At 67.7% G+C, this 20,831-nt stretch carries 19 protein-coding genes and 2 pseudogenes; 10 read left to right on the top strand and 11 right to left on the bottom strand.

The features are described 5' to 3' along the window. Nucleotide 1 precedes the first annotated feature (1 nt). The 4 genes from VEC11_RS03015 (at nt 2) to mazG (ending at nt 2,966) form a co-directional block, all read left to right on the top strand. Nucleotides 2-778, top strand: coding sequence for a TatD family hydrolase (locus tag VEC11_RS03015; RefSeq protein ID WP_464128989.1), 777 nt, complete (start codon nt 2-4; stop codon nt 776-778). Further along, entirely contained in the window at nt 775-1,551 is a 777-nt protein-coding gene (locus VEC11_RS03010) for an MBL fold metallo-hydrolase (protein WP_464128987.1), read from the top strand. Before VEC11_RS03015 ends, VEC11_RS03010 begins: the two co-directional genes overlap by 4 nt. Before the next feature lie 53 nt (nt 1,552-1,604). After that, nucleotides 1,605-2,141 carry a retropepsin-like aspartic protease family protein gene (locus tag VEC11_RS03005; protein ID WP_464128985.1) on the top strand — a complete coding sequence of 179 codons (537 nt, stop codon included), beginning with the start codon at nt 1,605-1,607 and terminating at the stop codon, nt 2,139-2,141. Nucleotides 2,142-2,207: 66 nt separating this feature from the next. After that, a complete protein-coding gene (gene mazG / locus VEC11_RS03000) occupies nt 2,208-2,966 on the top strand; it encodes a nucleoside triphosphate pyrophosphohydrolase (RefSeq protein WP_464128983.1) in 759 nt (252 codons plus the stop codon). A 19-nt stretch (nt 2,967-2,985) separates the two neighbouring features. On the opposite strand, the gene hflX is transcribed toward mazG, so the two are convergent. The 6 genes and pseudogenes from hflX to VEC11_RS02970 form a co-directional block, all read right to left on the bottom strand. Continuing rightward, on the bottom strand, nt 2,986-4,275 hold the full coding sequence (hflX, locus tag VEC11_RS02995; RefSeq protein ID WP_464129682.1) for a GTPase HflX: 1,290 nt from the start codon (nt 4,273-4,275) through the stop codon (nt 2,986-2,988). A gap of 4 nt (nt 4,276-4,279) precedes the next feature. Then, nucleotides 4,280-4,885, bottom strand: a pseudogene (gene hfq / locus VEC11_RS02990) (RNA chaperone Hfq); the annotation flags it as partial. After that, the gene (gene ntrX / locus VEC11_RS02985) at nt 4,860-6,248 is read right to left on the bottom strand and encodes a nitrogen assimilation response regulator NtrX (RefSeq protein WP_464128981.1); all 1,389 of its coding nucleotides are present in this window, start codon (nt 6,246-6,248) and stop codon (nt 4,860-4,862) included. The pseudogene hfq and the gene ntrX, both read right to left, overlap by 26 nt. Before the next feature lie 7 nt (nt 6,249-6,255). Next, nucleotides 6,256-8,445: a sensor histidine kinase gene (locus VEC11_RS02980; RefSeq protein WP_464128979.1), complete on the bottom strand. Its 2,190-nt coding sequence runs from the start codon at nt 8,443-8,445 to the stop codon at nt 6,256-6,258. 148 nt (nt 8,446-8,593) lie between these two features. Continuing rightward, nucleotides 8,594-9,592, bottom strand: coding sequence for a tRNA dihydrouridine synthase DusB (gene dusB, locus VEC11_RS02975; RefSeq protein WP_464128977.1), 999 nt, complete (start codon nt 9,590-9,592; stop codon nt 8,594-8,596). Nucleotides 9,593-9,643: 51 nt separating this feature from the next. Beyond that, nucleotides 9,644-10,243, bottom strand: a complete 600-nt coding sequence (locus tag VEC11_RS02970) for a hypothetical protein (protein WP_464128975.1) — start codon at nt 10,241-10,243, stop codon at nt 9,644-9,646. 160 nt (nt 10,244-10,403) lie between these two features. Here VEC11_RS02970 and VEC11_RS02965 point away from each other — a divergent pair, with 160 nt between their 5' ends. Both VEC11_RS02965 and VEC11_RS02960 read left to right on the top strand, forming a co-directional pair. Then, on the top strand, nt 10,404-11,552 hold the full coding sequence (locus VEC11_RS02965) for a bifunctional 2-C-methyl-D-erythritol 4-phosphate cytidylyltransferase/2-C-methyl-D-erythritol 2,4-cyclodiphosphate synthase (RefSeq protein ID WP_464128974.1): 1,149 nt from the start codon (nt 10,404-10,406) through the stop codon (nt 11,550-11,552). After that, a complete protein-coding gene (locus VEC11_RS02960) occupies nt 11,549-12,076 on the top strand; it encodes a CinA family protein (RefSeq protein WP_464128973.1) in 528 nt (175 codons plus the stop codon). Before VEC11_RS02965 ends, VEC11_RS02960 begins: the two co-directional genes overlap by 4 nt. On the opposite strand, the gene VEC11_RS02955 is transcribed toward VEC11_RS02960, so the two are convergent. Both VEC11_RS02955 and lipA read right to left on the bottom strand, forming a co-directional pair. Continuing rightward, on the bottom strand, nt 12,022-12,495 hold the full coding sequence (locus VEC11_RS02955; protein WP_464128971.1) for a type II toxin-antitoxin system RatA family toxin: 474 nt from the start codon (nt 12,493-12,495) through the stop codon (nt 12,022-12,024). The two genes, VEC11_RS02960 and VEC11_RS02955, sit on opposite strands and share 55 nt — an antisense overlap. A 10-nt stretch (nt 12,496-12,505) precedes the next feature. Then, the gene (gene lipA / locus VEC11_RS02950) at nt 12,506-13,435 is read right to left on the bottom strand and encodes a lipoyl synthase (protein WP_464128970.1); all 930 of its coding nucleotides are present in this window, start codon (nt 13,433-13,435) and stop codon (nt 12,506-12,508) included. Nucleotides 13,436-13,501: 66 nt separating this feature from the next. Between lipA and VEC11_RS02945 the strand changes: the two genes are divergently transcribed. Further along, a complete protein-coding gene (locus VEC11_RS02945; RefSeq protein ID WP_464128968.1) occupies nt 13,502-14,137 on the top strand; it encodes a carbonic anhydrase in 636 nt (211 codons plus the stop codon). A gap of 1 nt (nt 14,138) precedes the next feature. Here the strand turns inward: VEC11_RS02945 and VEC11_RS02940 are convergent, their stop codons facing one another. Further along, nucleotides 14,139-14,759: a peptidylprolyl isomerase gene (locus tag VEC11_RS02940; protein WP_464128967.1), complete on the bottom strand. Its 621-nt coding sequence runs from the start codon at nt 14,757-14,759 to the stop codon at nt 14,139-14,141. Between the two features lie 238 nt (nt 14,760-14,997). Continuing rightward, nucleotides 14,998-16,350, bottom strand: a pseudogene (locus VEC11_RS02935) (amino acid permease); the annotation flags it as partial. A gap of 195 nt (nt 16,351-16,545) precedes the next feature. Between VEC11_RS02935 and VEC11_RS02930 the strand changes: the two are divergent. Then, on the top strand, nt 16,546-17,136 hold the full coding sequence (locus VEC11_RS02930) for a PAS domain-containing protein (protein WP_464128965.1): 591 nt from the start codon (nt 16,546-16,548) through the stop codon (nt 17,134-17,136). A gap of 24 nt (nt 17,137-17,160) precedes the next feature. Here VEC11_RS02930 and ettA read toward each other — a convergent pair whose 3' ends face one another. After that, nucleotides 17,161-18,834: an energy-dependent translational throttle protein EttA gene (gene ettA, locus VEC11_RS02925; protein ID WP_464128963.1), complete on the bottom strand. Its 1,674-nt coding sequence runs from the start codon at nt 18,832-18,834 to the stop codon at nt 17,161-17,163. Nucleotides 18,835-18,973: 139 nt separating this feature from the next. Between ettA and VEC11_RS02920 the strand changes: the two genes are divergently transcribed. Both VEC11_RS02920 and VEC11_RS02915 read left to right on the top strand, forming a co-directional pair. Beyond that, nucleotides 18,974-19,399: a hypothetical protein gene (locus VEC11_RS02920; RefSeq protein ID WP_464128962.1), complete on the top strand. Its 426-nt coding sequence runs from the start codon at nt 18,974-18,976 to the stop codon at nt 19,397-19,399. A gap of 17 nt (nt 19,400-19,416) precedes the next feature. Further along, nucleotides 19,417-20,814, top strand: coding sequence for a M20/M25/M40 family metallo-hydrolase (locus VEC11_RS02915; RefSeq protein WP_464128960.1), 1,398 nt, complete (start codon nt 19,417-19,419; stop codon nt 20,812-20,814). Nucleotides 20,815-20,831 lie beyond the last annotated feature (17 nt).

Raw genomic sequence — 20,831 nt, 5'->3', positions numbered from 1 at the left:
CATGTTCGTCGATAGCCATTGCCATCTGAACTACAAAGGCTTGGTCGAGGACCAGCAGGGCGTGCTCGAACGCGCCCGCAGCGCGGGCGTGACGCAGATGCTGAACATCTCGACCCGCGCGTCCGAATGGGACGCGGTGATCGGCGTGGCCGAGCGGGAACGTGACGTCATGGCGTCGGTCGGCATCCACCCGCACGAGGCGGACGTGCATCCGGACGTCGAGACCGCGACGCTGGTCGAGAAGGCGAGGCATCCCAGGGTGATCGGGATCGGCGAGAGCGGGCTCGATTATTATTACGACCATAGCGACCGCGCCCGGCAGCGCGACAGCTTCCGCAATCATGTCGCCGCCGCGCGCGAGACGCAGCTGCCCCTGATCGTCCACACCCGCGACGCCGAAGACGACACCTGGGCGATCCTCGGGGAGGAGATGGGGAAGGGCGCCTACCCGGCCCTGATCCACTGCTTCACCGCCAGCCGCGACTTTGCCGACAAGGTGCTGGCGCTCGGCCTCTACATCTCCATTTCGGGCATCGTGACCTTCAGGAATGCCAAAGCGCTGCAGGAGGCGGCGAAGGCGGTCCCGCTCGATCGACTGCTGATCGAGACGGATTCCCCCTTCCTCGCCCCCGTGCCGCATCGCGGAAAGCCCTGCGAACCGGCCTTCGTCGCCGACACCGCGCGCTTCCTCGCCGAGTTGCGCGGGGAGCCGCTCGAGACCCTGGCCGAGGCGACCACGGCCAATTTCTACCGTCTGTTCAGCAAGGCAGAAGCGTGAAGGTCCGGATTCTCGGCTGCGGCACCTCCTCGGGCGTGCCGCGGGTCGGCGACGATTGGGGCGAATGCGACCGCGCCGAGCCCCGCAACCGCCGCCGGCGCGCCTCGGTCATGGTCTCCTATGGCGAAACGCGGATCCTCGTCGACACCAGCCCGGATTTGCGCGAGCAATTGCTCGACGCCCGGGTCAGCGACGTCGAGGCGGTGATCTGGACGCACGACCATGCCGATCATTGCCACGGCATCGACGACCTCCGGCAGCTCTACCATGCCCGGCAGCGGCCGGTGGCCGGCTATGCGCGCAAGGAGGCGCTGGCGATGCTGAAGAAGCGCTTCGCCTATGCCTTCGAGGGGAAAGGGGGCTATCCGGCGGTGGTCACCCCCCACCTCCTCCCCAATCACATCAATCTCGGCGGCATCTCGATCCGCGCCGTCGACCAGCCGCACGGCGAGATCACCAGCGCCGGCCTGCGCTTCGACGCAGGCGGCGTCTCAATAGGATATTCCACTGATTTCAATGCAATGACCGACGATATGAAGATGTTGTTCGAGGGTCTGGATCTCTGGGTGGTCGATGCCCTGCGCCGCCGGCCGCACCCGACCCATCCGCATCTCGCCGACACGCTGGAATGGATTCGCGCTTTGGCCCCGAAGCGCGCTATCCTGACCCATATGGACAACAGCATGGATTATCGAACCTTGTGCGCCGAGCTGCCCGAAGGGGTCGAGCCGGGCTATGACGGGCTCGAGGCGGAGGCCGGAGCGCCCGCATGAGGGACGGCAGCCAAGCCCTTAATCTCATTTATCTTTTCATCATCCTGGTCGCTGTGGCCAGCGCGTTCACGATCCGCCGGGTAAAGATCGGCCAGACGCTGAAGATGGTGCTGGCCTGGATGCTGATCTTCGGCGCGATGTTCGCCATCTTCGCGCTGCGCGACGATTTCCGGGCGCTCGGCAACCGGCTCTGGGCGGCGATCACCGGCAATGACAATCAGGAGGTCCAGAGCGGCGAGCTGCGCATCGCGCAGTCGGACGACGGCCATTTCTATGCCGATGGCGAGCTCAACGGCCGCAACGTCCGCTTCCTGATCGACAGCGGCGCCACGGTGACGACGATCGGCCCGGAGACCGCGCGCGAGGCCGGCGTCGCGCCGACCGGCGAGCGCACCATGGTCGATACCGCCAACGGCATCGCCCATGTCGACCGCGGCCGCGCCGAATTGCTGAAGATCGGCCCGATCGAGCGGCGCGATTTCGCCGTGTTCATCGCGCGCGGCGACGAGACCAACGTGATCGGCATGAACTTCCTGTCGACGCTGTCGCGCTGGAGCGTCGAGGGGCGGACCCTCGTGCTGCGGCCATGAGGCAGAGCGGAAGAGCCCCTCCGCCTCTCTCTGAGTTTTACATAATGTATATTATCGGACTTTTTGATGCGTGAAAATCCCGGCTCCCCCATCGACCGTCTGCTCGCAATCATGGCCCGGCTGCGCGATCCGGTCACGGGCTGCGAATGGGACAGCGTCCAGACCTTCGGCACGATCGCGCCTTACACGATCGAGGAAGCCTATGAGGTCGACGACGCGATCCGCCGCGGCGACATGGCCGAGCTGAAGGACGAGCTCGGCGACCTTTTGCTCCAGGTCGTCTTCCATGCCCGCATGGCCGAGGAAGCCGGCCATTTCGATTTCGCGGACGTCGCGCGGGCGATCTCGGACAAGATGGAGCGCCGCCACCCGCATCTGTTCGGCGCCGCGGACCAGGGCGGTCATCATCTCTGGGAGCAGATCAAGGCCGAGGAACGCGGCGCCAGGGGCCATGCGAGCGCCCTGGACGGCATCGCTTCTGCCCTCCCCGCGCTCATGCGCGCCGAGAAATTGCAGAAGCGCGCGGCCCGCACGGGCTTCGACTGGCCCGACCCGTCCGGCGCCCGCGCCAAGATCGACGAGGAACTGGCCGAGGTCGAGGCCGCGGCCCCGGACGAGCGCGCCGGGGAGATTGGCGACCTGCTCTTCGCGACGGTCAACTGGGCGCGGAAGCTGGGCGTTGACGCCGAAGAGGCGCTGCGCGCCGCCAATGCCAAGTTCGAGCGCCGTTTCCGGGCCATGGAAACCGATGTCGGCGAGGCCTTTGCCTCGCTCGACCTGGAAGCGCAGGAAGAACTTTGGCAGCGCGCGAAGTCCGCCGAATAACTATCCGTATTTATTCAATTTACCGGGACAGAAACCGCTCATAATCGGCGCGCGCCATGCGCACTTCATAGTCGATCCTGTCGCCCTCGACCCGCTGGTCCAGCACCTCGCCATGCTGATGGAGCCAGGCGGCGCCCGCGCCGTCGGCCGCGTCGAGCGCGATCGTGTAGCGCTGATGGCCGGCAGTGAGGCGGGCGGCGACATGCGCCTGCAGCGCCCCGACCCCTTCCCCGCTCAGTGCAGAGAGGGTCACGACATCCTCGCGGCGCGCGGCCTCGGCCCGGACCGCCGCCTTCTCCTCTTCCCCGAGCAAATCGAGCTTGTTCCAGGCCTCGATGCGCGGCGTCGTCTCGGCGACGCCGATCTCCTTCAGCACCGCCTCGACATCGGCGCGCTGCGCCTCGCTGTCGGGATGGGCGATGTCGCGCACGTGCAGGAGGAGATCGGCCGAGACCACCTCCTCGAGCGTCGCCTTGAACGCGGCGACGAGTTGGGTCGGCAGGTCCGAGACGAAGCCGACCGTGTCGGAGAGGATGACCTTGTCGATGCCGGGCAGGCCGATCTGCCTGAGCGTCGGATCCAGCGTGGCGAAGAGCAGATCTTCCGCCATGACGTCAGATCCGGTCAAGCGATTGAACAGGGTCGATTTTCCCGCATTGGTATAACCGACGAGCGCGACCACCGGCCAGGGCGCACGCTGGCGGCGCTCGCGGTGGATGCTCCGGGTGCGGCTGACCTGGTCCAGCTCCCTGCGCAATTTCGCCATGCGGTCGCGGATCAGGCGGCGGTCCGCCTCGATCTGGGTCTCGCCCGGGCCGCCGAGGAAGCCGAAGCCGCCGCGCTGCCGCTCGAGGTGGGTCCAGGAGCGGACCAGCCGCCCGGCCTGATAGTCGAGATGGGCGAGCTCGACCTGCAGCCTGCCCTCCGCGGTCGCCGCGCGCTCGCCGAATATCTCGAGGATCAGGCCGGTGCGGTCGATCACCTTGGCCTTGGTGCCGTCCTCGAGGTTCTTCTGCTGGACGGGGGTGATCGCGGCGTCGACGATGACCAGTTCCGCCTCGGCCTGGATGACGGCGTCGGCGATCTGCTGGACCTGGCCGGGCCCGAACAGGGTGGCCGGGCGCGGCGCGCGGATCCGGAAATGCAGTTTCTCCTCGACCGCCACGCCGATCGCCTCGGCCAGGCCTGCCGCCTCGTCGAGGCGCGCGCCGGGGTCGCGCCGACTCTCGCGCCCCAGGTCGGGCAGCGCGATGACGGCGCGGGCGCCGCGGGTGACCTCGTTCTCCGCATCCCGGTTGAAAACGCTCAGCCGCTCACTCCTCGGCCTGGGCTTCCTGGAAGTTCACCGGATTCTCGGGCTGCACGGTCGAAATGGCGTGCTTGTAGACAAGCTGACAAAGACCATCGCGTTCGAGCAGCATGCAAAACAGATCGAACGCGCCGATCTCGCCCTGCAGCATGACGCCGTTCACCAGGAACATGGTGACATGCTCGCCCGACTTCCTGACCGCGGTCAGGAAGACCTCCTGCAGCAGGGTCGGCTTCTTCTTCTCGAGCTGGGCAGCGAAGGCCTCCTGCAGGCCCCCGAGGTCGATCGGCTGGGCCGGCATGATCGTCGAGATGGCATGCTTGTAGATCAGCTGCGCCTGCCCGTCCCGGCGCAGCAGGACGGAGAAATTGTCGAACCAGGTGATGATCCCCTGCAGCTTCACGCCCTTCACCAGGAACATGGTCACCGGGGTCTTGCTGCGGCGGAGGCTGTTCAGGAACATGTCCTGCAGGTTGTTGACCTTTTCGGGCATTGCGCTCTCTTTCCGGGTCTTATTGGCGGCAGGTCCGCAGCGTCCCAATATCACGCCTCGGGGGCGCTCGCCAACCGGGGCCGGTGCGCCCCTATTCGCCCCCCTCCCCGCGCGTGTCGGCGAGGCCGAGCGCCTTCAGCTTCCGGTGCAGGGCCGACCGTTCCATGCCGATGAAATTGGCGGTGCGGGAGATGTTGCCCGAGAAGCGGCGGATCTGGACGCGCAGATATTCGCGCTCGAACGTCTCGCGCGCCTCCCGGAGCGGCGTCCCCATGATCGCCTTCACCGCCTCGTTCGGGGTGAGCTGCGCCTGGTCGTTGAGGATTTCGGGCGGCAGCATGTCAATCTCGATGCAGCCGATCCGCTCGCCCGGCGCCATGATGATCGTGCGCTCGACAATGTTCCTGAGCTGGCGGACATTGCCCGGCCAGTCATAGGCCTGGAGCGCGGCCATGGCGTCGTCCGAGATGCGCGGCGTCGGCACGCGCTGGTCTGCGGCGTAGCGCGCCGCGAAATGTTCGACGATCGCTGGAATGTCCTCGCGCCGGTCGGCCAGCGCCGGCAGGTGCACCGGCACGACGTTGAGCCGGTAGTAGAGATCCTCGCGGAAGCGGCCGGCGGCAATCTCCTCAGGCAGATCCCGCGAGGTCGACGAGATCACCCGCATGTCGACCTTGACGGTGCGTTGCCCGCCGACCCGGGTGAAGCTCTGGTCGGTCAGCACGCGCAAAATCTTGCCCTGCGTGGAGATCGGCATGTCGGCGATCTCGTCGAGGAACAGCGTACCGCCATGCGCCTGCTCGAGCAGGCCGGGGCGCGCCATCTCGCCCCCCTCCTCCACGCCGAACAACTCCTCCTCGACCCGCTCGGGCGTCATCCGCGCTGCGGTGACGACGACGAACGGGCCGTCGGCGCGGCCCGACCAATTGTGCAGCAGGCGCGCGGCCACCTCCTTGCCGACTCCGGCCGGGCCGGAGATCAGGACGCGGCTGCCGGTCGCGGCGACCCGCTTCAGCGTCGCGCGGACATTGTTGATCGCGGCCGAGGAGCCGGTCAGCTCCATCTCGGTGCCGATCTGCTGCCTGAGCGCCTCATTCTCGCGCCGCAGCCGCTCGGTCTCGGTCGCGCGCTGGACGAGATGGACGAGCCGGCCCGCCTCGAACGGCTTTTCAATGAAGTCGACCGCGCCCTGCCGGATGGCGGCGACCGCGGTGTCGAGATTGCCGTGGCCCGAGATCATCAGCACCGGCAGGGTCGCGTCGCGGCTCTTCACCGCCTCGAGCAATTGCAGGCCGTCCAGCTTCGAGCCCTGCAGCCAGACGTCGAGCAAAAGCAGCGAAGGTCGCCTGTCGGCGAGCGCCTGCAGCGCCTCGTCGCTGCTGCCGGCGGTGCGGGTCTCGAAGCCCTCATCCTCGAGCACGCCCGCGACCAGCTCGCGGATGTCGCGCTCGTCGTCGACTATGAGGATGTCCAAAGCCATAATCTTCTCAATTCTCTGTCGATACTTCTTCAGAAACGGATGGGGCCGAGCGGTCGAGCTTGGCGAGCGCCTGGGCGTCGAAGATCAGGCGGACCAGCGAGCCGCCCTCGGGCCCGTCGGCGAACTCGATCCGGCCGAAATGCTCCTCGACGATCTTCTTGACGATGGCGAGGCCGAGGCCGGTGCCCTTGGCGCGGGTCGTCATATAGGGCTCGGTGAGCCGGCCGCGCTCGGCGGGAAGGCCGATGCCCGTGTCGGTCACTTCGATGATCACCGACGGCCCCTCGGTGCGGACGGTCATCACGATCTTCTCGCCGCCCTTGGCCTTCTTGCGGCCGGCTTCCCGCTTCTGCTCGACCGCCTCGACGCCGTTCTTGACGATATTGGTCAGCGCCTGGCCGAGCAGCCGGCGGTCGCAGACCAGCACCGGCGCCGGATCGGGCAGGACCAGGCTGAAGCCGATCTCTGGATGCGCGACTTCGTGCAGGAACAGAGCCTGGCGGGCGATCTCGGCGAGCGGCTCGGCTGCGAAAGTCGGCTTGGGCATGCGCGCGAAAGAGGAGAATTCGTCGACCATGCGCCTCAAGTCGCCGACCTGGCGCACGATCGTGCCGGTCAGCCGCTCGAAGGTGGCCGGGTCCGTGTCGATCTCCTTGCCGTAGCGCCGCTGCAGCCGTTCGGCGGCGAGCTGGATCGGGGTCAGCGGGTTCTTGATCTCGTGCGCGATGCGCCGGGCGACGTCCGACCAGGCGGCGCGGCGCTGGTCGAGCAACTGCTCGGTAATGTCGTCGAAGGTCATCACGTAGCCGCCGCGCACCCGGACGGTCTTCACCGCCAGTGTGCGGGGCTCGCCGCCCGAGGACAGCTGGACGACGTCCTCCGGCTCGTCGGCGATCAGATGGCGATCGAGCTCGGGGGCGAGATCGGCGAGCTTCTGCCCGACCGGACTGCGCCCGCCGGTCTTCAGCAGCGCCTCGGCCGAGCTGTTGATCAACCGCACGACATGGCTCTCGTCGACCGAGACCACGCCCGCGGTCACTCCGGAAAGCACCGCCTCTGTGAAGGCGCGCCGGCTTTCGAGCTGGGCATTGGCGCTGACCAGCGCGCCGGTCTGCTCCTCGAGCCGCGTCGTCATCCGGTTGAAGGCGAAGCCGAGCGCGGCGACCTCGTCGTTCGAGCCGGTCGGCGGCACGCGGGCGGAGAGATCGCCGGCGGTGACCTGGCGCGCGGCGTGGACCAGCCGGCCGACCGGGCGAACCAGCCGGTCGGCGAGCTTCAGCGCGATCCAGATGGCAAGGGCGACGATCAGCAGCGACAGGCCGAAAAGGGCCGCGTTGAAGCGGAGCTGGAGATCGCGCGACCGCGTCGCCAACGCCTGGTAATCCTGCCGGATCTGCCCGCTCAGCCGCATCTGCTCGCCGAGCTCGGCTTCGAAAACGCGGGCGACGTAGAGATAGGTGTCGGCGCTGCTCGGCAGCGTCGCGACCGCCTCGAAGCGATTGGCGCGGACGATCTTGATTGCCCCTTCCCGCCGCACCCGCGCGATCACGTCAGGCGTCAGCGAGCGTTCGAGATCGCGCTCATAGGGATTGACCAGGGCCAGCGACTGGATCTCGCCGCTGCGCCCAATGCGGAAGAGGATCGCCTCCGACAGGTTGCGCTCGTAGGTCTGCGAGACCAGGGCCTGGACGAAGCGCGGATCGTCATAACTGACTTCGCGGAGATAGCCCGCAATGTCGCCGCTCATCGTCACCGCATTGGCGCCAACCCGGTCGAACTCGCGATTATAGTTGGACTGGGCGAGATCGGTGGCGTTCTCCAGCATCCCGCGCGCCCGGTCCGAGAACCAGAATTCGACGCTGTACTGGAACAGCAGCGAGACGACGATGGTGACGACGAGCGTCGGCACCGCCGCGATCAGCGAGAAGATCGCGACCAGGCGGACCGGCAGCCGACTCTTCATGCCCAGCGCGGTGCGCGACGCGCGCTTCAGCGCGACGCGCCGGGCGAAAAGCACCATCAGGGTCATCGCCGGAACGAGGTTCGCGACCAGCAAGGTGGCGACGAGCGGCGGCGTCAGCAGCCCGCCCGGGTCGACCCGCCGCGAGATCAGGGCGCAGCTAATCGCGATCGTCGCGACGAGCAGCAGCGCGACCCCCACCTCGATGAACGGGATCCAACCGCCGCGACGGCGCATCACACGCAGCTTTCGCCGCCATCGGGGCCGCATCGGGGACGCTACAGGAATCGCGGCTTCGGCATTCACACTGCGGCTCTAGCACAACAATGTGGCATAAAGAACACAGTGAATTTCGCCGCCCGCCGCAGCAAGAGCGCAGCTTGTCTCAGGCGGCGGCGCGACTCAGCCAGGGAGCGTAGAAATCGCGCAACATGGCGAGCGCGCGGGCCGGATCGGCCTCCTTGTTGAAGGCGTTGCGGAACTCGGCCGAGCCGTGCAGGCCCTTCGTGTACCAGCCGACATGCTTGCGCGCGCAATTGGCGCCGACCTGCGGGCCGTACAGCGCGAGCATCGCCTCATATTGCTCGACGATGACCGCATATTGCTCGTCCAGGCTCGGATCGGGGAGCCGTTCGCCGGTCCTCAGCCAGTGCATCGCCTGCTTCAGCAGCCAGGGCCGGCCATAGGCGCCGCGGCCGATCATCACCCCGTCGGCGCCGGACTGCGCCAGCGCGGTGTCGACATCCTCGATCGTGTTGATGTCGCCATTGGCGATGACCGGGACGGAGACGGCCTCCTTCACCTTGCGGATGAAGGCCCAGTCGGCCGTGTCGCGGTACATCTGGCAGCGGGTGCGGCCGTGCACGGTGATCATCCGTATGCCGAGATCCTCGGCGATGCGGGCCAGCTCGGGCGCGTTGAGGCTGTGATGATCCCAGCCCATGCGCATCTTCAGCGTGACCGGGACCTTCACCGCCTTCACCGTGGCGTCGATGATCGCGGAGGCGAGCTTCAGGTCACGCATCAAGGCGGAGCCGGCCTCGCCGTTCACCACCTTCTTCACCGGGCAACCCATGTTGATGTCGATGATCGCGGCGCCGCGATCTTCGTTAAGTTTCGCCGCTTCGGCCATTTCCCCGGGCGAGCAGCCGGCGAGCTGCATGGAGACGGGCTCCTCGGAAGGATCCCATGCCATCTTCTGCAGCGACTGGCGCGTCTCGCGGATCGCGGCCTGGCTGGCGATCATTTCGGTGACGGTCAGCCCGGCGCCATAGCGCTTCACGATCCGCCGGAACGGCATGTCGGTGACGCCCGTCATCGGCGCCAGGATCACCGGCGTTTCGATGCGGACGGGGCCGATCTGGATGGGCTTCAGGCGGGTCATGAGCCGCGCGAGATAGGGGCAAAGGCGCTGACGGGCAAGGTTTCGCCCAGTCTATTCGTTGGGCATTCCCTCGGGGATGGTCGACGGGCGACCCTGGCTGCGGCGCTCCTGACAGCGTGGTCTGATCTGCTCGACATAATCGACATAGGCGCTGAGCGCATTCTCGCTCAGCGGCAGGGTTGGCGGCCGGGCTCCGGTCGGGGACAGATCGGCGCTCACCTCGCCCTCGAGGCGGCCCTGCCCATAAAGGTCGACGCAGGTCGGCCGTGCGCCCAGCCAGAAGCCGCCCAGCGTCCGACCGGCGCTGTCGACCACGACAATGTACAGAGCGTGGGTCGGCATGCCGCGGCGCACCAGTGCGGCGCGCATATTCTCGACCTCGTAGCGCTGCGTGAACGGCCCGCCCAGTATTTGCAGGGTGAGGTTCGTGTAGCGGAGCGGATCCGGAAGCAGCGCCATCCCGTCGGCCGGGCAGGCGACGGTGGTTGGCGATGGCGTGCAGACGACCAGATAGGATGGCTCGAACTGACCCAGATGGCTGCCGCTCGTCCAGGGGTAGATCCGGCCGTAGCCGGCCTGGGCGCTTGCCGGCGCGGCTGCCGCGAACAGGCACGCGGCCGGCACGAGGCAGCGCGTAAAGTCTCGAAACATGGTCTCTCCTCCGCAATCGAAACGGGGTGAGAACGCCACTTTTCGCCTGGCCATCGGGCCGGCCGCACGATCCTACGCCCCGTGGGAAGTTGCGTCCAGCATGGTGCCGTGCAGTGAATGCGCTGGCGGGCAAGTTTGGGCTCGGCTAGGCGGATCAGGCATGACACGGACGGTGGCATTGGTCGTGGCCGGAGGGAGCGGCAGCCGCATGGGCGGCGAGCTCCCGAAGCAATATCAGGAACTGGGCGGGATCCCGGTCCTTCGCCGAGCCGTCATCCCTTTTGCCGACCATCCGCGCGTTGATGAAGTTCGCGTTGTGGTGGCGGAGGGCCGGATTGAAGACGCCTGTCGTGCGGTTGGGGGCGGCTTCGGCGACGTGCAGCCCATTGTCGGAGGCGAAACACGAGGCGAGTCGGTATGGAACGGGCTCAAGGCTATCGATGGCGATATTGTCCTAATCCATGATGCCGCGCGGCCGTTCTGCCCGGCAGTCGTGATCGACCGCCTGCTCGAAGCGCTCGCTCAACATTCCGGTGCCGTTCCCGTCCTGCCCGTGCACGATACCTTGGCGCGCTGGACCGGATTGCTCGGCGAATCGATCGAACGGGAAGGTGTCGTGCGCGTGCAAACGCCTCAGGCCTTCGATTTGGCGAAGCTCAGGGCAGCGTACGACCGATGGGAAGGCCCCTTTCCCAGTGACGACGCGGCTGTCGCAAAGGCGGCCGGCTTGAGCGTTGGCGTTGTGGCGGGGTCATTCGAGCTGGAAAAGCTGACCACCCCGGAAGACTGGAAGCGCGCCGAAGCGTCGGTCGCAAGTCGGAAAATCGTGCGCACGGGCATCGGCTTTGATGTGCATGCGTTCGGCGGTGAAGGCCCTGTCATGCTCGGCGGCATTTCGATTCCGCACGAGCGCGGGCTGGCAGGTCACAGCGATGCCGACGTCGCCTTGCATGCGATGACGGATGCGCTCCTCGGCGCCGCCGGGCTAGGCGACATTGGCGACCATTTCCCTCCCTCCGATCCGCAGTGGAAGGACATGTCTTCCGATCGCTTCTTGCTGCACGCGGCGGCACAAATCTTCGCGCGAGGCGGCGTGATCGATCATCTCGATTGCACGATCATCTGCGAGGCTCCGAAAATCGCTCCGCATCGGGAGGCAATGCGTGCATATGTTGCGGACCTTCTAAACCTCCGGATCGACCAGGTGAGCATCAAGGCGACAACCACCGAACGTCTCGGTTTCGCAGGCCGCCGCGAGGGCATCGCTGCTCAGGCCGCCGCAACCATCCGTCTGGAGGCCAGCCTGTGAGCGAGCATCGCGATTTCGTCCTGCCCGAGCAGCTGGTCGACCTCGCCCGGCGCGTGGTCGAGGAGAATCGCGCGGCGGGGCGGCGGGTGGCGACGGCGGAGAGCTGCACCGGCGGCCTCGTCGCGGCCGCGCTGACCGAGATTGCGGGCAGCTCCGACGTCGTTGAGGTCGGGCTCGTCACCTATTCCAACGAAGCCAAATGCAAATTGCTCGGCGTGTCGATGGACGTGATCGAGACGTTCGGCTCGGTGTCGGTCGCGGTCGCCTGGGCGATGGCGCAGGGGGCGCTGAAGGCGAGCGACGCCGACGTGGCAGTGGCGCTGACCGGGATTGCCGGGCCCGCCGGCGGCTCCGACAGGAAGCCCGTCGGCACCGTCGTCTTCGCGCGGGCGGAGCGGGGCGCCGACCCCAGGGACATCGTCGCCGATACGCAATGCTTCGGCGATCTCGGCCGCGGCGGCGTCAGGCTTCAGGCGGCGCTCTGCGCGCTCGAGCTGCTGCTGCCGGACTCGCCGGCACCGTAGAGCACAGCCGCCCGCTCCTCGAAGGCGTTGATCATCCGCCGGAGCGCGCGGTCGAACATCTGCCCGGCCAGCGCCTCGAAGATGCGGTTGCGGAAGGCGAAATCGACGCAGAAATCCACCTCGGTCCCGCCCGGCACGGCGCGGAACTTCCAGTGGTTGTGCAGGAACTTCAGCGGCCCCTCGATATAGTCGATATCGATCTGCTCCGGCCGCCTCTTCTTCACCCGCGAGGAGAAGGTCTCCTTCAGCGCGCTGAAGCCCACGATCAGGTCGGCGACCATCTCGGTCTCGCTGTCCTCGCGGATTCGGGTGGCCGCGACCCAGGGCAGGAAATCCTGATAATGGCCGACATCGGCGACCAGGTCGAACAGCTGCTCAGGCGTGTAGGGCAGGAAGCGCTTTTCCGTATGGCGGGGCATCTCGCTTTCTCTAACGCGTTGCCGCCAGCTTCGCTTCGCGGGCGGCGCGCATCTTCTCGAAATCGTCGCCGGCATGATAGCTGGAGCGGGTCAGCGGGCTGGCCGCGACGAGCAGGAAGCCCTTGGCCCGCGCGATCGCCGCATAGGCGCTGAACGCCTGCGGGGTGACAAACTCCTCGACCTTCGCATGGCGAGGCGTCGGCTGCAGATATTGGCCCATGGTCAGGAAATCGACGTCGGCCGAACGCATGTCGTCCATCACCTGATGGACTTCGAGCCGTTGCTCGCCGAGCCCGACCATGACGCCGGACTTGGTGAAGATGGAGGGATCGTGCCGCTTCACGCTCTCCAGCAGGCGGAGCGAGGCATAATAACGCGCCCCGGGCCGGATCGTCGGATAGAGGCGCGGCACCGTCTCGAGATTGTGGTTGTAGACGTCGGGACGGGCCTGGATGATCTTCTCGACCGCTGCCTCCGACTTGTTGCGGAAGTCCGGCGTCAGGATTTCGATCGTGGTCGACGGGGTGTTGCGGCGGAGCGCTTCGATCACCTTCACGAACTGGGAGGCGCCGCCGTCCGGCAGGTCGTCCCGGTCGACCGAGGTGACGACGATATGGGTGAGGCCGAGCTCCGCCGCGGCGACGGCGACATGCTCGGGCTCGAGCGGATCGATCGCGCGCGGCATGCCTGTCTTCACGTTGCAGAAGGCGCAGGCCCGCGTGCAGGTGTCGCCGAGGATCATCACCGTCGCGTGCTTCCTGGTCCAGCACTCGCCGATATTCGGGCAGGCCGCTTCCTCGCAGACCGTGGCGAGGTTGAGGCGGCGCATCAGCTTGCGCGTCTCCATGAAACCCGCGCTGACCGGCGCCTTCACCCGGATCCAGTCGGGCTTGCGCGGGCGTGGTGCCTGGGGGACGCTGGCGGGATCGGCTTCGCTCATGGCGCGCAGATAGCGATCCTTCGGCCCACTTGCCACCCCCTGCCCTCACCCCTTAACGGACCCGCCATGACCCGATTCAGCGACCTCATCCAGGGCTATCACCGCTTCCGCGACCGCGAATGGCAGGAGGAACGGGACCGCTGGGCGGAGCTGGCCGAGGGGCAGAGCCCCAAGGTGATGGTGATCGCCTGCTCGGACAGCCGTGTCGATCCGGCGACGATCTTCGACGCGCGACCGGGCGAGATGTTCGTGGTCAGGAACGTCGCCAATCTCGTCCCGCCCTTCGAGCCCGACCAGAATTATCATGGCGTCTCGGCAGCGCTGGAATTCGCGGTGACCCAGCTCGAGGTCGACGAACTGGTGGTGATGGGCCACGGTTTCTGCGGCGGCTGCGCGGCGGCCCTGACCGGCCAGTTCGACGAGGCCGGGCACGGCCAGGGTCATTTCATCGCCCACTGGATCGAAATGCTCGCCGATGCGCGCGAGAAGATCCGTGCCGCCCATGACGCGCTCGACCGGCAGGCCTTCCTCGAAATGGAGCTGGAGGGCGTCCGCCTCTCGCTGCGTAATCTGATGGGCTTTCCCTGGGTCCGCGAGCGCGTCGAGGGGGGCCGGCTGACCCTGCACGGTGCCTATTTCGCGATCGTCGACGGCGTGCTCCACGTGCTCGACGAGGCGACGGGGCAGTTCGCCCCGGCCTGATTCAGCGCCGTGCTGGCAGGCGCCGCGCGCTGATGATGCGGACCCGCGGCTGCAGCATCTGGCCGCGCATCGCCCCCGCCCCTTCGGTCGGCGAGGTCGGCGCGTTGAGGATCGCGCGGACCACGTCCATCCCCTCGACCACGCGGCCGAAGACGGCGAAGCCGAGACCGTCGCCGCTTCCGGATTCGGGGCCGGCGTCCAGATAGTGGAGCGGGCTGGCCATGATCGTGAAGTCGGCCCGCGCCGTGCCGACGGCGCCGCGCGGCGCCGACAGCGCGCCCTCGACATGGGTGAGCCCGGTCTGCGAGGTCGGCTCGTGCGCGATCGGCGGGAAGAGCAGCCGCCCGTCGGTGACGATGCCGCCCTGGATCAGGCCGAGATTGTCGCCGGTCTTCATCGAACGGTAGATTTGCTGGCCGTCATAGCGCCGGTTGTCGACATAGCGCAGGAAGTTGCGCCCCGTGATCGGCGCCCGCACGACGTCGAGCTCGAGGACGATCCGGCCCATGCTCGTCTCCAGCGCCACGCGCGGCAACGGCGCCGGCGTAGCCGCCGGCGGACTCTGGGCGAGAGCCGGACCGGCCAAGGCGATGAGCAGGCAGAGCAACAGTCTTTTCAACATGGTCTCAACCCTTCTTCCCTGCCGCCATCGCCTCGGAAACCCGGCCGGCGGCGAACAGGATGGCGCCGGCGACGAGCCCGGCCAGCCCCGCGAGGAAGGCCATGAACTGGCGGGTGAAGCGCAGCCCGCCGCCGGCATCGCCCATCGCCGGATCGTAGACGAAGGCGGCAACCGCGACGAGCAGTCCGAGCGCGCCGATGAGGAGGCCGGCATATTGCATCGGCTCGGGCTTGCGCTCGGAGAGGACGCTCTTGCGATAGCCATAGGCCAGATAGAAGACGAGGCCGGCCGCGTTCCAGATCAGAAAATATTTCTGGGTCAGGAAAGGCAGGCTGTAGAGCAGATAGAGGCAGCCCAGGATGCCCACGATCCCGACGGGCCAGGCCCAGGGCGTGCGGAACTTCCGCTCGGCGTCCGGCGCCCGCACCCGCATGACCAGCATGCAGATGCAGACAGCGATGAAGGCGGTCAGCGTCCCCGCATTGGCGAGCGCGGCGAGCTCCGCGAGCGGGATGAGGCCGGCAAGGATCGCAACGACCAGGGCGGTGAACAGGGTGATCCGGGTCGGCGAGCCGCGCTGCGAGACCTTGGCAAGACCACCGGGAAGCACGCCGTCACGCGCCATCACAAAGAAGATCCGGCTCTGCCCGTAGAAGAAGGCGAGGATCACCGTCGGCAGCGCGATCACCGCCGAGGCGCCGAGGAATTTCGCGGCGCCGTCCTCGCCGAGTGAGCGCAGGATCAGGGCCAGGGGCTCGGGGCTGTTCGCGAAGCCGGTGAAGTGCATCGCCCCGATCGCCGCGGCGGCGACGACCATGTAGATGAGGATGCAGGCGAACATCGAGCCGACTATGCCGATCTTGAGGTCGCGGCCGGGATTCTTCGTCTCCTCCGCCGCGGTGGCGATCGCATCGAAGCCGTAAAAGGCGAAGAAGATGATCGCCGCCGCCGCCATGACGCCAACCTCCGCGCCGGGCGCCCCCGACTTGCCGAAGCCGAAGGGCATGAACGGAGAGAAATTGGCCGCGTTGAAATGCGGCAGGGTGACCGCCACGAAGAGGATCAGGGCGACGACCTTCAGGCCGACCAGCAATGCGTTCACCGTCGCGCTCTCGCGCGTGCCCAGGATCAGCAGGCCGGCGACGACGAAGATGATGAAGATGGCCGGCAGGTTCAGGATGCCGCCGAGCTCCGGCCCGGCTGCAAGCAGCGCGGGAATCGCGAACTGCGTCTCGGCGAGGAAGCCGGTCGTATAGCCGGACCAGCCCACCGCCACGGCGCTGACGACGAGGCTGTATTCGAGGATCAGGCTCCAGCCGACGACCCAGGCCAGCAATTCGCCGAGCACGACATAGGTGTAGGTATAGGCGCTCCCCGAGGCCGGGATCATCGTCGCCATCTCGGCATAGGCGAGCGCGGCGGCGATGCAGATCACGCCGGCGATCGCGAAGGAGAGGATCACGGCGGGCCCTGCCTTTGCGGCGCCGACCCCGGTCAGGGTCAGGATGCCGGTGCCGACGATCGCGCCGATGCCGAGGGCGATCAGGTGCGGCCAGGAAAGGGTCGGCTTCAGCCGGTGATGCTCGGGCATCTCCTCGCGCGGGATGACGGTCTTCTTGGCGTTCCAGGCGGCCACGGGCTTCCCTCCCCTTTTCCGCCTTTCTGAGCCGCTTCCGCGCGCGGCTTCAAGCGGGAAAGTTAAAGCCGGAGGAACCGGCGGCCGTTAACAGAGTTAATGCACCCGCCATGGGGGCATTTCACCAGACCGGGTGCCGCAGTTCCGTCGATGACCGCACGTCCTGATCCGTCCGCGCGTGCCGCGCCCGCTCCCGAGGAGCTGGTCGGACTTGCGCTGAACGCGGCCGCCCTGGGCAAGGCCGCGCTCGCCGAGGCGCTGGGCAGCCCGTCCGCGCCGATCTACGTCACCGACGCCGAGGGATATATCACCTTCTTCAACCAGGCCTGCATCGGCTTCACCGGCCGCCGGCCGGAAGTGGGCAAGGACCGCTGGTGCGTCACCTGGCGGCTCTACGGCACCGACGGCGCACCCCTCGCCCATGAGGATTGCCCGATGGCGGTGGCGATCCGCGACCGCCGCGCCGTCCGCGGCGCCTGCGCGGTCGCCGAGCGGCCCGACGGCACGCGGGTGACCTTCGTCCCCTACCCCACCCCTTTGCTCGACGAGACCGGCGCCCTGGACGGCGCGGTCAACATCCTGATCGACGTCACCGAGGCCCGCCAGGCCGCGGAGCTGGCCGAACAGGCGGAGCGCTGCCGGCGCCTCTCCCGCGCCTCGACCGACCAGCAGGTGATCGACACCCTGCTGGCGATGGCCGACGAGTATGACGAAAAGGCCCGACGCTTGCGCCGCGACTGAGGCGGAGGACCGGCGGGCAGCCGGCTAGCGCGTCAGCTTCCGGTAGGTGACCCGGTGCGGCCGGTCCGCCTCCGGGCCCAGGCGGCGGCGCTTGTCCTCCTCATAGGCCTCGAAATTGCCCTCGAACCATTCGACATGGCTGTCGCCCTCGAAGGCGAGGATGTGGGTGGCGAGGCGGTCGAGGAAGAAGCGGTCGTGGCTGATGATCACCGCGCAGCCGGCGAAATTCTCCAGCGCCTCCTCGAGCGCGCGCAGGGTCTCGACGTCGAGATCGTTGGTCGGCTCGTCGAGCAGCAGGACGTTGCCGCCATCCTTCAGCATCTTGGCGAGGTGGACGCGGTTGCGCTCGCCGCCCGAGAGCTGGCCGACCTTCTTCTGCTGATCCGGCCCGCGGAAGTTGAAGGCGCCGACATAGGCGCGGGTGCCGATCTCGTGCTTGCCGAAGCGGAACACATCCGCGCCGCCCGAGACCTCCTCCCAGACATTCTTCGAACCGTCGAGCGCATCGCGCGACTGGTCGACATAGCCGAGATGAACAGTCGGGCCGATCTTGATTTCGCCCTCGTCGGGCTGCTCCGCGCCGGTGATCAGCTTGAACAGGGTGGTCTTGCCGGCGCCGTTCGGGCCGATCACGCCGACGATGCCGCCGGGCGGGAGCGAGAAGCTGAGCTCGTCGAAAAGCAGTTTGTCGCCATAGGCTTTTGAGACGTTCTTCACGTCGATCACATTGCCGCCCAGCCGCTCCGGGACCTGGATCAGGATCGCGGCCTTGCCCGGCGTCCGGTTCTCCTGCGCCTCGACCAGCTCGTCGAAGGCGCGGATGCGGGCCTTTGACTTGGCCTGCCGGGCCTTGGGCGAGCGACGGATCCATTCCAGCTCGTCATTGATCGCCTTCTGCTTGCCGGCTTCCTCGCGCTCCTCCTGCTCCAGCCTCTTAGCTTTCTTCTCCAAGTAGCCGGAATAATTGGATTCATAGACGTAGTAGCGGCCACGATCCAGCTCGAGCACCCAGTTCACGACATTGTCGAGGAAGTAGCGGTCGTGGGTCACGAGGATGACGTTGCCGGGATAGTCGACGAGATGCTTCTCCAGCCACTGCACGCTTTCGGCGTCGAGATGGTTGGTGGGCTCGTCGAGCAGCAGGATGTCGGGCTTCTCCAGCAGCAGCCTGGTGAGCGCGACGCGGCGCTTCTCGCCGCCCGAGAGATGCTCGACCGCGGCTTCGCCGGGCGGGCAGCGCAGAGCGTCCATCGCGATTTCTAGCTGGTTGTCGAGCGTCCACCCATCGACCGCGTCGATCTTCTCCTGCAGGTCGCCCATCTCGGCGCCGAGCGCCTCGAAATCCGCCCCGTCCTCGCTCATCTCGGCGACGATCTGGTTGTAGCGATCGACCAGGTCGGCGACCGGGCGGACGCCGTCGCGGACATTCTCCATGACCGTCTTGCTCGGATCGAGCTGCGGCTCCTGCTCAAGATAGCCCACGCGAATGCCCTCGCCGGGCCAGGCCTCGCCGGAAAATTCGGTGTCGCGGCCGGCCATAATCTTCATCAGCGTCGACTTGCCCGAGCCGTTCGGGCCGACGATGCCGATCTTGGCGTCCGGATAGAATTGCAGGTGGATGTTGTTCAGCACCGGCTTGGGGGCACCGGGGAAGGTCTTGGTCATGCCCTTCATGACGAAGCTGTACTGGGCGGCCATGGCGGCGCTCGCTTTCTCTTTTTGATGTTGGTCGAATGAAGTTGCGTTTGGTCGAACGAGGCGACCAGGAATCGCGCCGTTCCCTAAAGCGGCGGGCCGAGATTGGCAAACCGCCCTCGCCCCCCTAGGTCGCATCCCCATGAAAATGCCTGTCCTGCTTGCCCTTGCTTTTCCCTCCCTCGCCGCCGCCCAGCCCGCCTCTCCGCCGCCCGCAGCGGCCTGCGCGGCACCGGACGCCGCCCTCCCCGCCGATCTCGCCACGTGGCGGACACCCGCCGACGCGGGCGCGACCGTCGCGCCCGGGCAGGCCGTGACGCTCGCGCCGACGGCGCCGCTGACCCTGGTCGTCGCCGAAGCCGGGACGTATGGCGTCGCCATCGACCAGGATGCCTGGATCGACCTCTCGCAGAACGGCGCGGCCTTGCCGCCGATCGCCCGGGGCCATGGGCCGGCCTGCTCCACGATCCGCAAGATCGTCCAGTTCGCGCTCCAGCCCGGCCGCTACACCATCACGCTCTCCCGGACGCAGGCGCCCACGATCCGCCTGCTCGTCGTCCGCCGCTAGCCTCCAGGAAAACCGAGATGAAGAAGACCCTGCTCCTCGCCTTTGCCCTTGCCGTGCCCGCGCTCGCCGCGGCGCAGCCCGCCGCCGACCAGGCCGCCTTGCTGCGCGATCAGGCGATGCGCGGCGACACCCTGGCCTGGGAGCTGGTCGAGGGCCTCACCACCGAGGTCGGCCCCCGCCAGGCGGGCACCGAGGCGGAGGCGCGGGCACGCGAATGGGCAGTGCGCCGGCTGACCGCGCTCGGCTTCTCCAACGTCCATGTCGAGCCGTTCGAGATGCCGGTCTGGATGCGGGGGATCGAGCGGGCGGAGATCGTCGCGCCCTTCCCGCAGCCGCTCGTGCTCACCGCGCTCGGCAACAGCGCGGCGACGCCCGCCAGCGGGCTCGAGGCCGAGGTGATCGGCTTCCAGAGCGTCGACGAGCTCAGGGCCGCCCCGGACGCGGCGGTGCGCGGCAAGATCGTCTTCATCAACCATGCCATGGCGCCGACCCAGGACGGGTCGGGCTACGGCCAGTTCGGCGCGCCGCGCCGCCAGGGGCCGACCCTCGCCAGCCGCAAGGGCGCCGCCGCGATCGTCGTCCGCTCGATCGGCACCGACTATCACCGCAACGGTCATACCGGCGTGCAGAGCTTCGGCGAGGGGGCGCGGCCGATCCCCGCCGCAGCGCTCACCGTGCCCGATGCCGAGCAATTGCAGCGCATCCTGAACCGCGCCGGTGAGCGGCCGGTGCGGATGCGGCTCACCCTGACGCCGCGCAATATCGGCCGGCGGCAGTCCGGCAACGTCGTCGCCGAGGTGCCGGGCACCGATCCGGCCGCGGGCGTGATCATCGTCGGCGGCCATCTGGACAGCTGGGATCTCGGCACCGGCGCGATCGACAATGCGGCCGGCGTGGCCATTACCACCGCCGCCGCGCACCGGATCATGCAGGCGGGCCGGCCGCGGCGGACGATCCGCGTCGTGCTGTTCGGCGCCGAGGAGGTCGGCGGCGGCGGTGGCCCGACCCATTTCCGGCTGAACAATCCGGCCGGCAACGTCGTCATGGTCGGCGAATCCGATTTCGGCGCGGACCGGGTCTGGCGCGTCGACTTCAACTTCGCCCAGGGCAATGCGGCCCTGGCCGACCGGATCGCCGCTCTTCTCGCCCCGCTCGGCATCGTCCGGGGGCAGAATCCTGCCGGGGCCGGCGCCGATCTCAGCCAGTGGGTGCGCGCGGGCACGGCGGCGATCGACCTCAACCAGGACGGTACCCGCTATTTCGACTATCACCACACGCCCGACGACACGCTCGACAAGGTGGATCCGGCGCAGCTCCGGCAGAATGTCGCAGCCTGGACGGCGGTGCTTGCCGTGCTGGCGAACGCGCCGGGGCGGATCGAGGGCATCACCCCGGCTCCTCGCCCGGCACGCTGACGCCGGAACAACTTGAC

It is taken from the genome of Allosphingosinicella sp. (assembly GCF_035626655.1).
Taxonomy (GTDB): Bacteria; Pseudomonadota; Alphaproteobacteria; order Sphingomonadales; family Sphingomonadaceae; genus Allosphingosinicella.
The sequence above is the reverse complement of the archived record's forward strand: the minus strand, read 5'-3'. Positions and strand labels throughout refer to the sequence as shown.

Bases quoted from the DNA above. Each gene is read 5' to 3' on its own strand.
- VEC11_RS03015 (WP_464128989.1), top strand. From the start codon at position 2: ATGTTCGTCGATAGCCATTGCCATCTGAACTACAAAGGCTTGGTCGAG.
- mazG (WP_464128983.1), top strand. From the start codon at position 2,208: ATGCGTGAAAATCCCGGCTCCCCCATCGACCGTCTGCTCGCAATCATG.
- ntrX (WP_464128981.1), bottom strand. From the start codon at position 6,248: ATGGCTTTGGACATCCTCATAGTCGACGACGAGCGCGACATCCGCGAG.
- VEC11_RS02980 (WP_464128979.1), bottom strand. From the start codon at position 8,445: ATGCGCCGTCGCGGCGGTTGGATCCCGTTCATCGAGGTGGGGGTCGCG.
- dusB (WP_464128977.1), bottom strand. From the start codon at position 9,592: ATGACCCGCCTGAAGCCCATCCAGATCGGCCCCGTCCGCATCGAAACG.
- VEC11_RS02970 (WP_464128975.1), bottom strand. From the start codon at position 10,243: ATGTTTCGAGACTTTACGCGCTGCCTCGTGCCGGCCGCGTGCCTGTTC.
- VEC11_RS02965 (WP_464128974.1), top strand. From the start codon at position 10,404: ATGACACGGACGGTGGCATTGGTCGTGGCCGGAGGGAGCGGCAGCCGC.
- VEC11_RS02955 (WP_464128971.1), bottom strand. From the start codon at position 12,495: ATGCCCCGCCATACGGAAAAGCGCTTCCTGCCCTACACGCCTGAGCAG.
- lipA (WP_464128970.1), bottom strand. From the start codon at position 13,435: ATGAGCGAAGCCGATCCCGCCAGCGTCCCCCAGGCACCACGCCCGCGC.
- VEC11_RS02945 (WP_464128968.1), top strand. From the start codon at position 13,502: ATGACCCGATTCAGCGACCTCATCCAGGGCTATCACCGCTTCCGCGAC.
- VEC11_RS02940 (WP_464128967.1), bottom strand. From the start codon at position 14,759: ATGTTGAAAAGACTGTTGCTCTGCCTGCTCATCGCCTTGGCCGGTCCG.
- VEC11_RS02930 (WP_464128965.1), top strand. From the start codon at position 16,546: ATGACCGCACGTCCTGATCCGTCCGCGCGTGCCGCGCCCGCTCCCGAG.
- ettA (WP_464128963.1), bottom strand. From the start codon at position 18,834: ATGGCCGCCCAGTACAGCTTCGTCATGAAGGGCATGACCAAGACCTTC.
- VEC11_RS02920 (WP_464128962.1), top strand. From the start codon at position 18,974: ATGAAAATGCCTGTCCTGCTTGCCCTTGCTTTTCCCTCCCTCGCCGCC.
- VEC11_RS02915 (WP_464128960.1), top strand. From the start codon at position 19,417: ATGAAGAAGACCCTGCTCCTCGCCTTTGCCCTTGCCGTGCCCGCGCTC.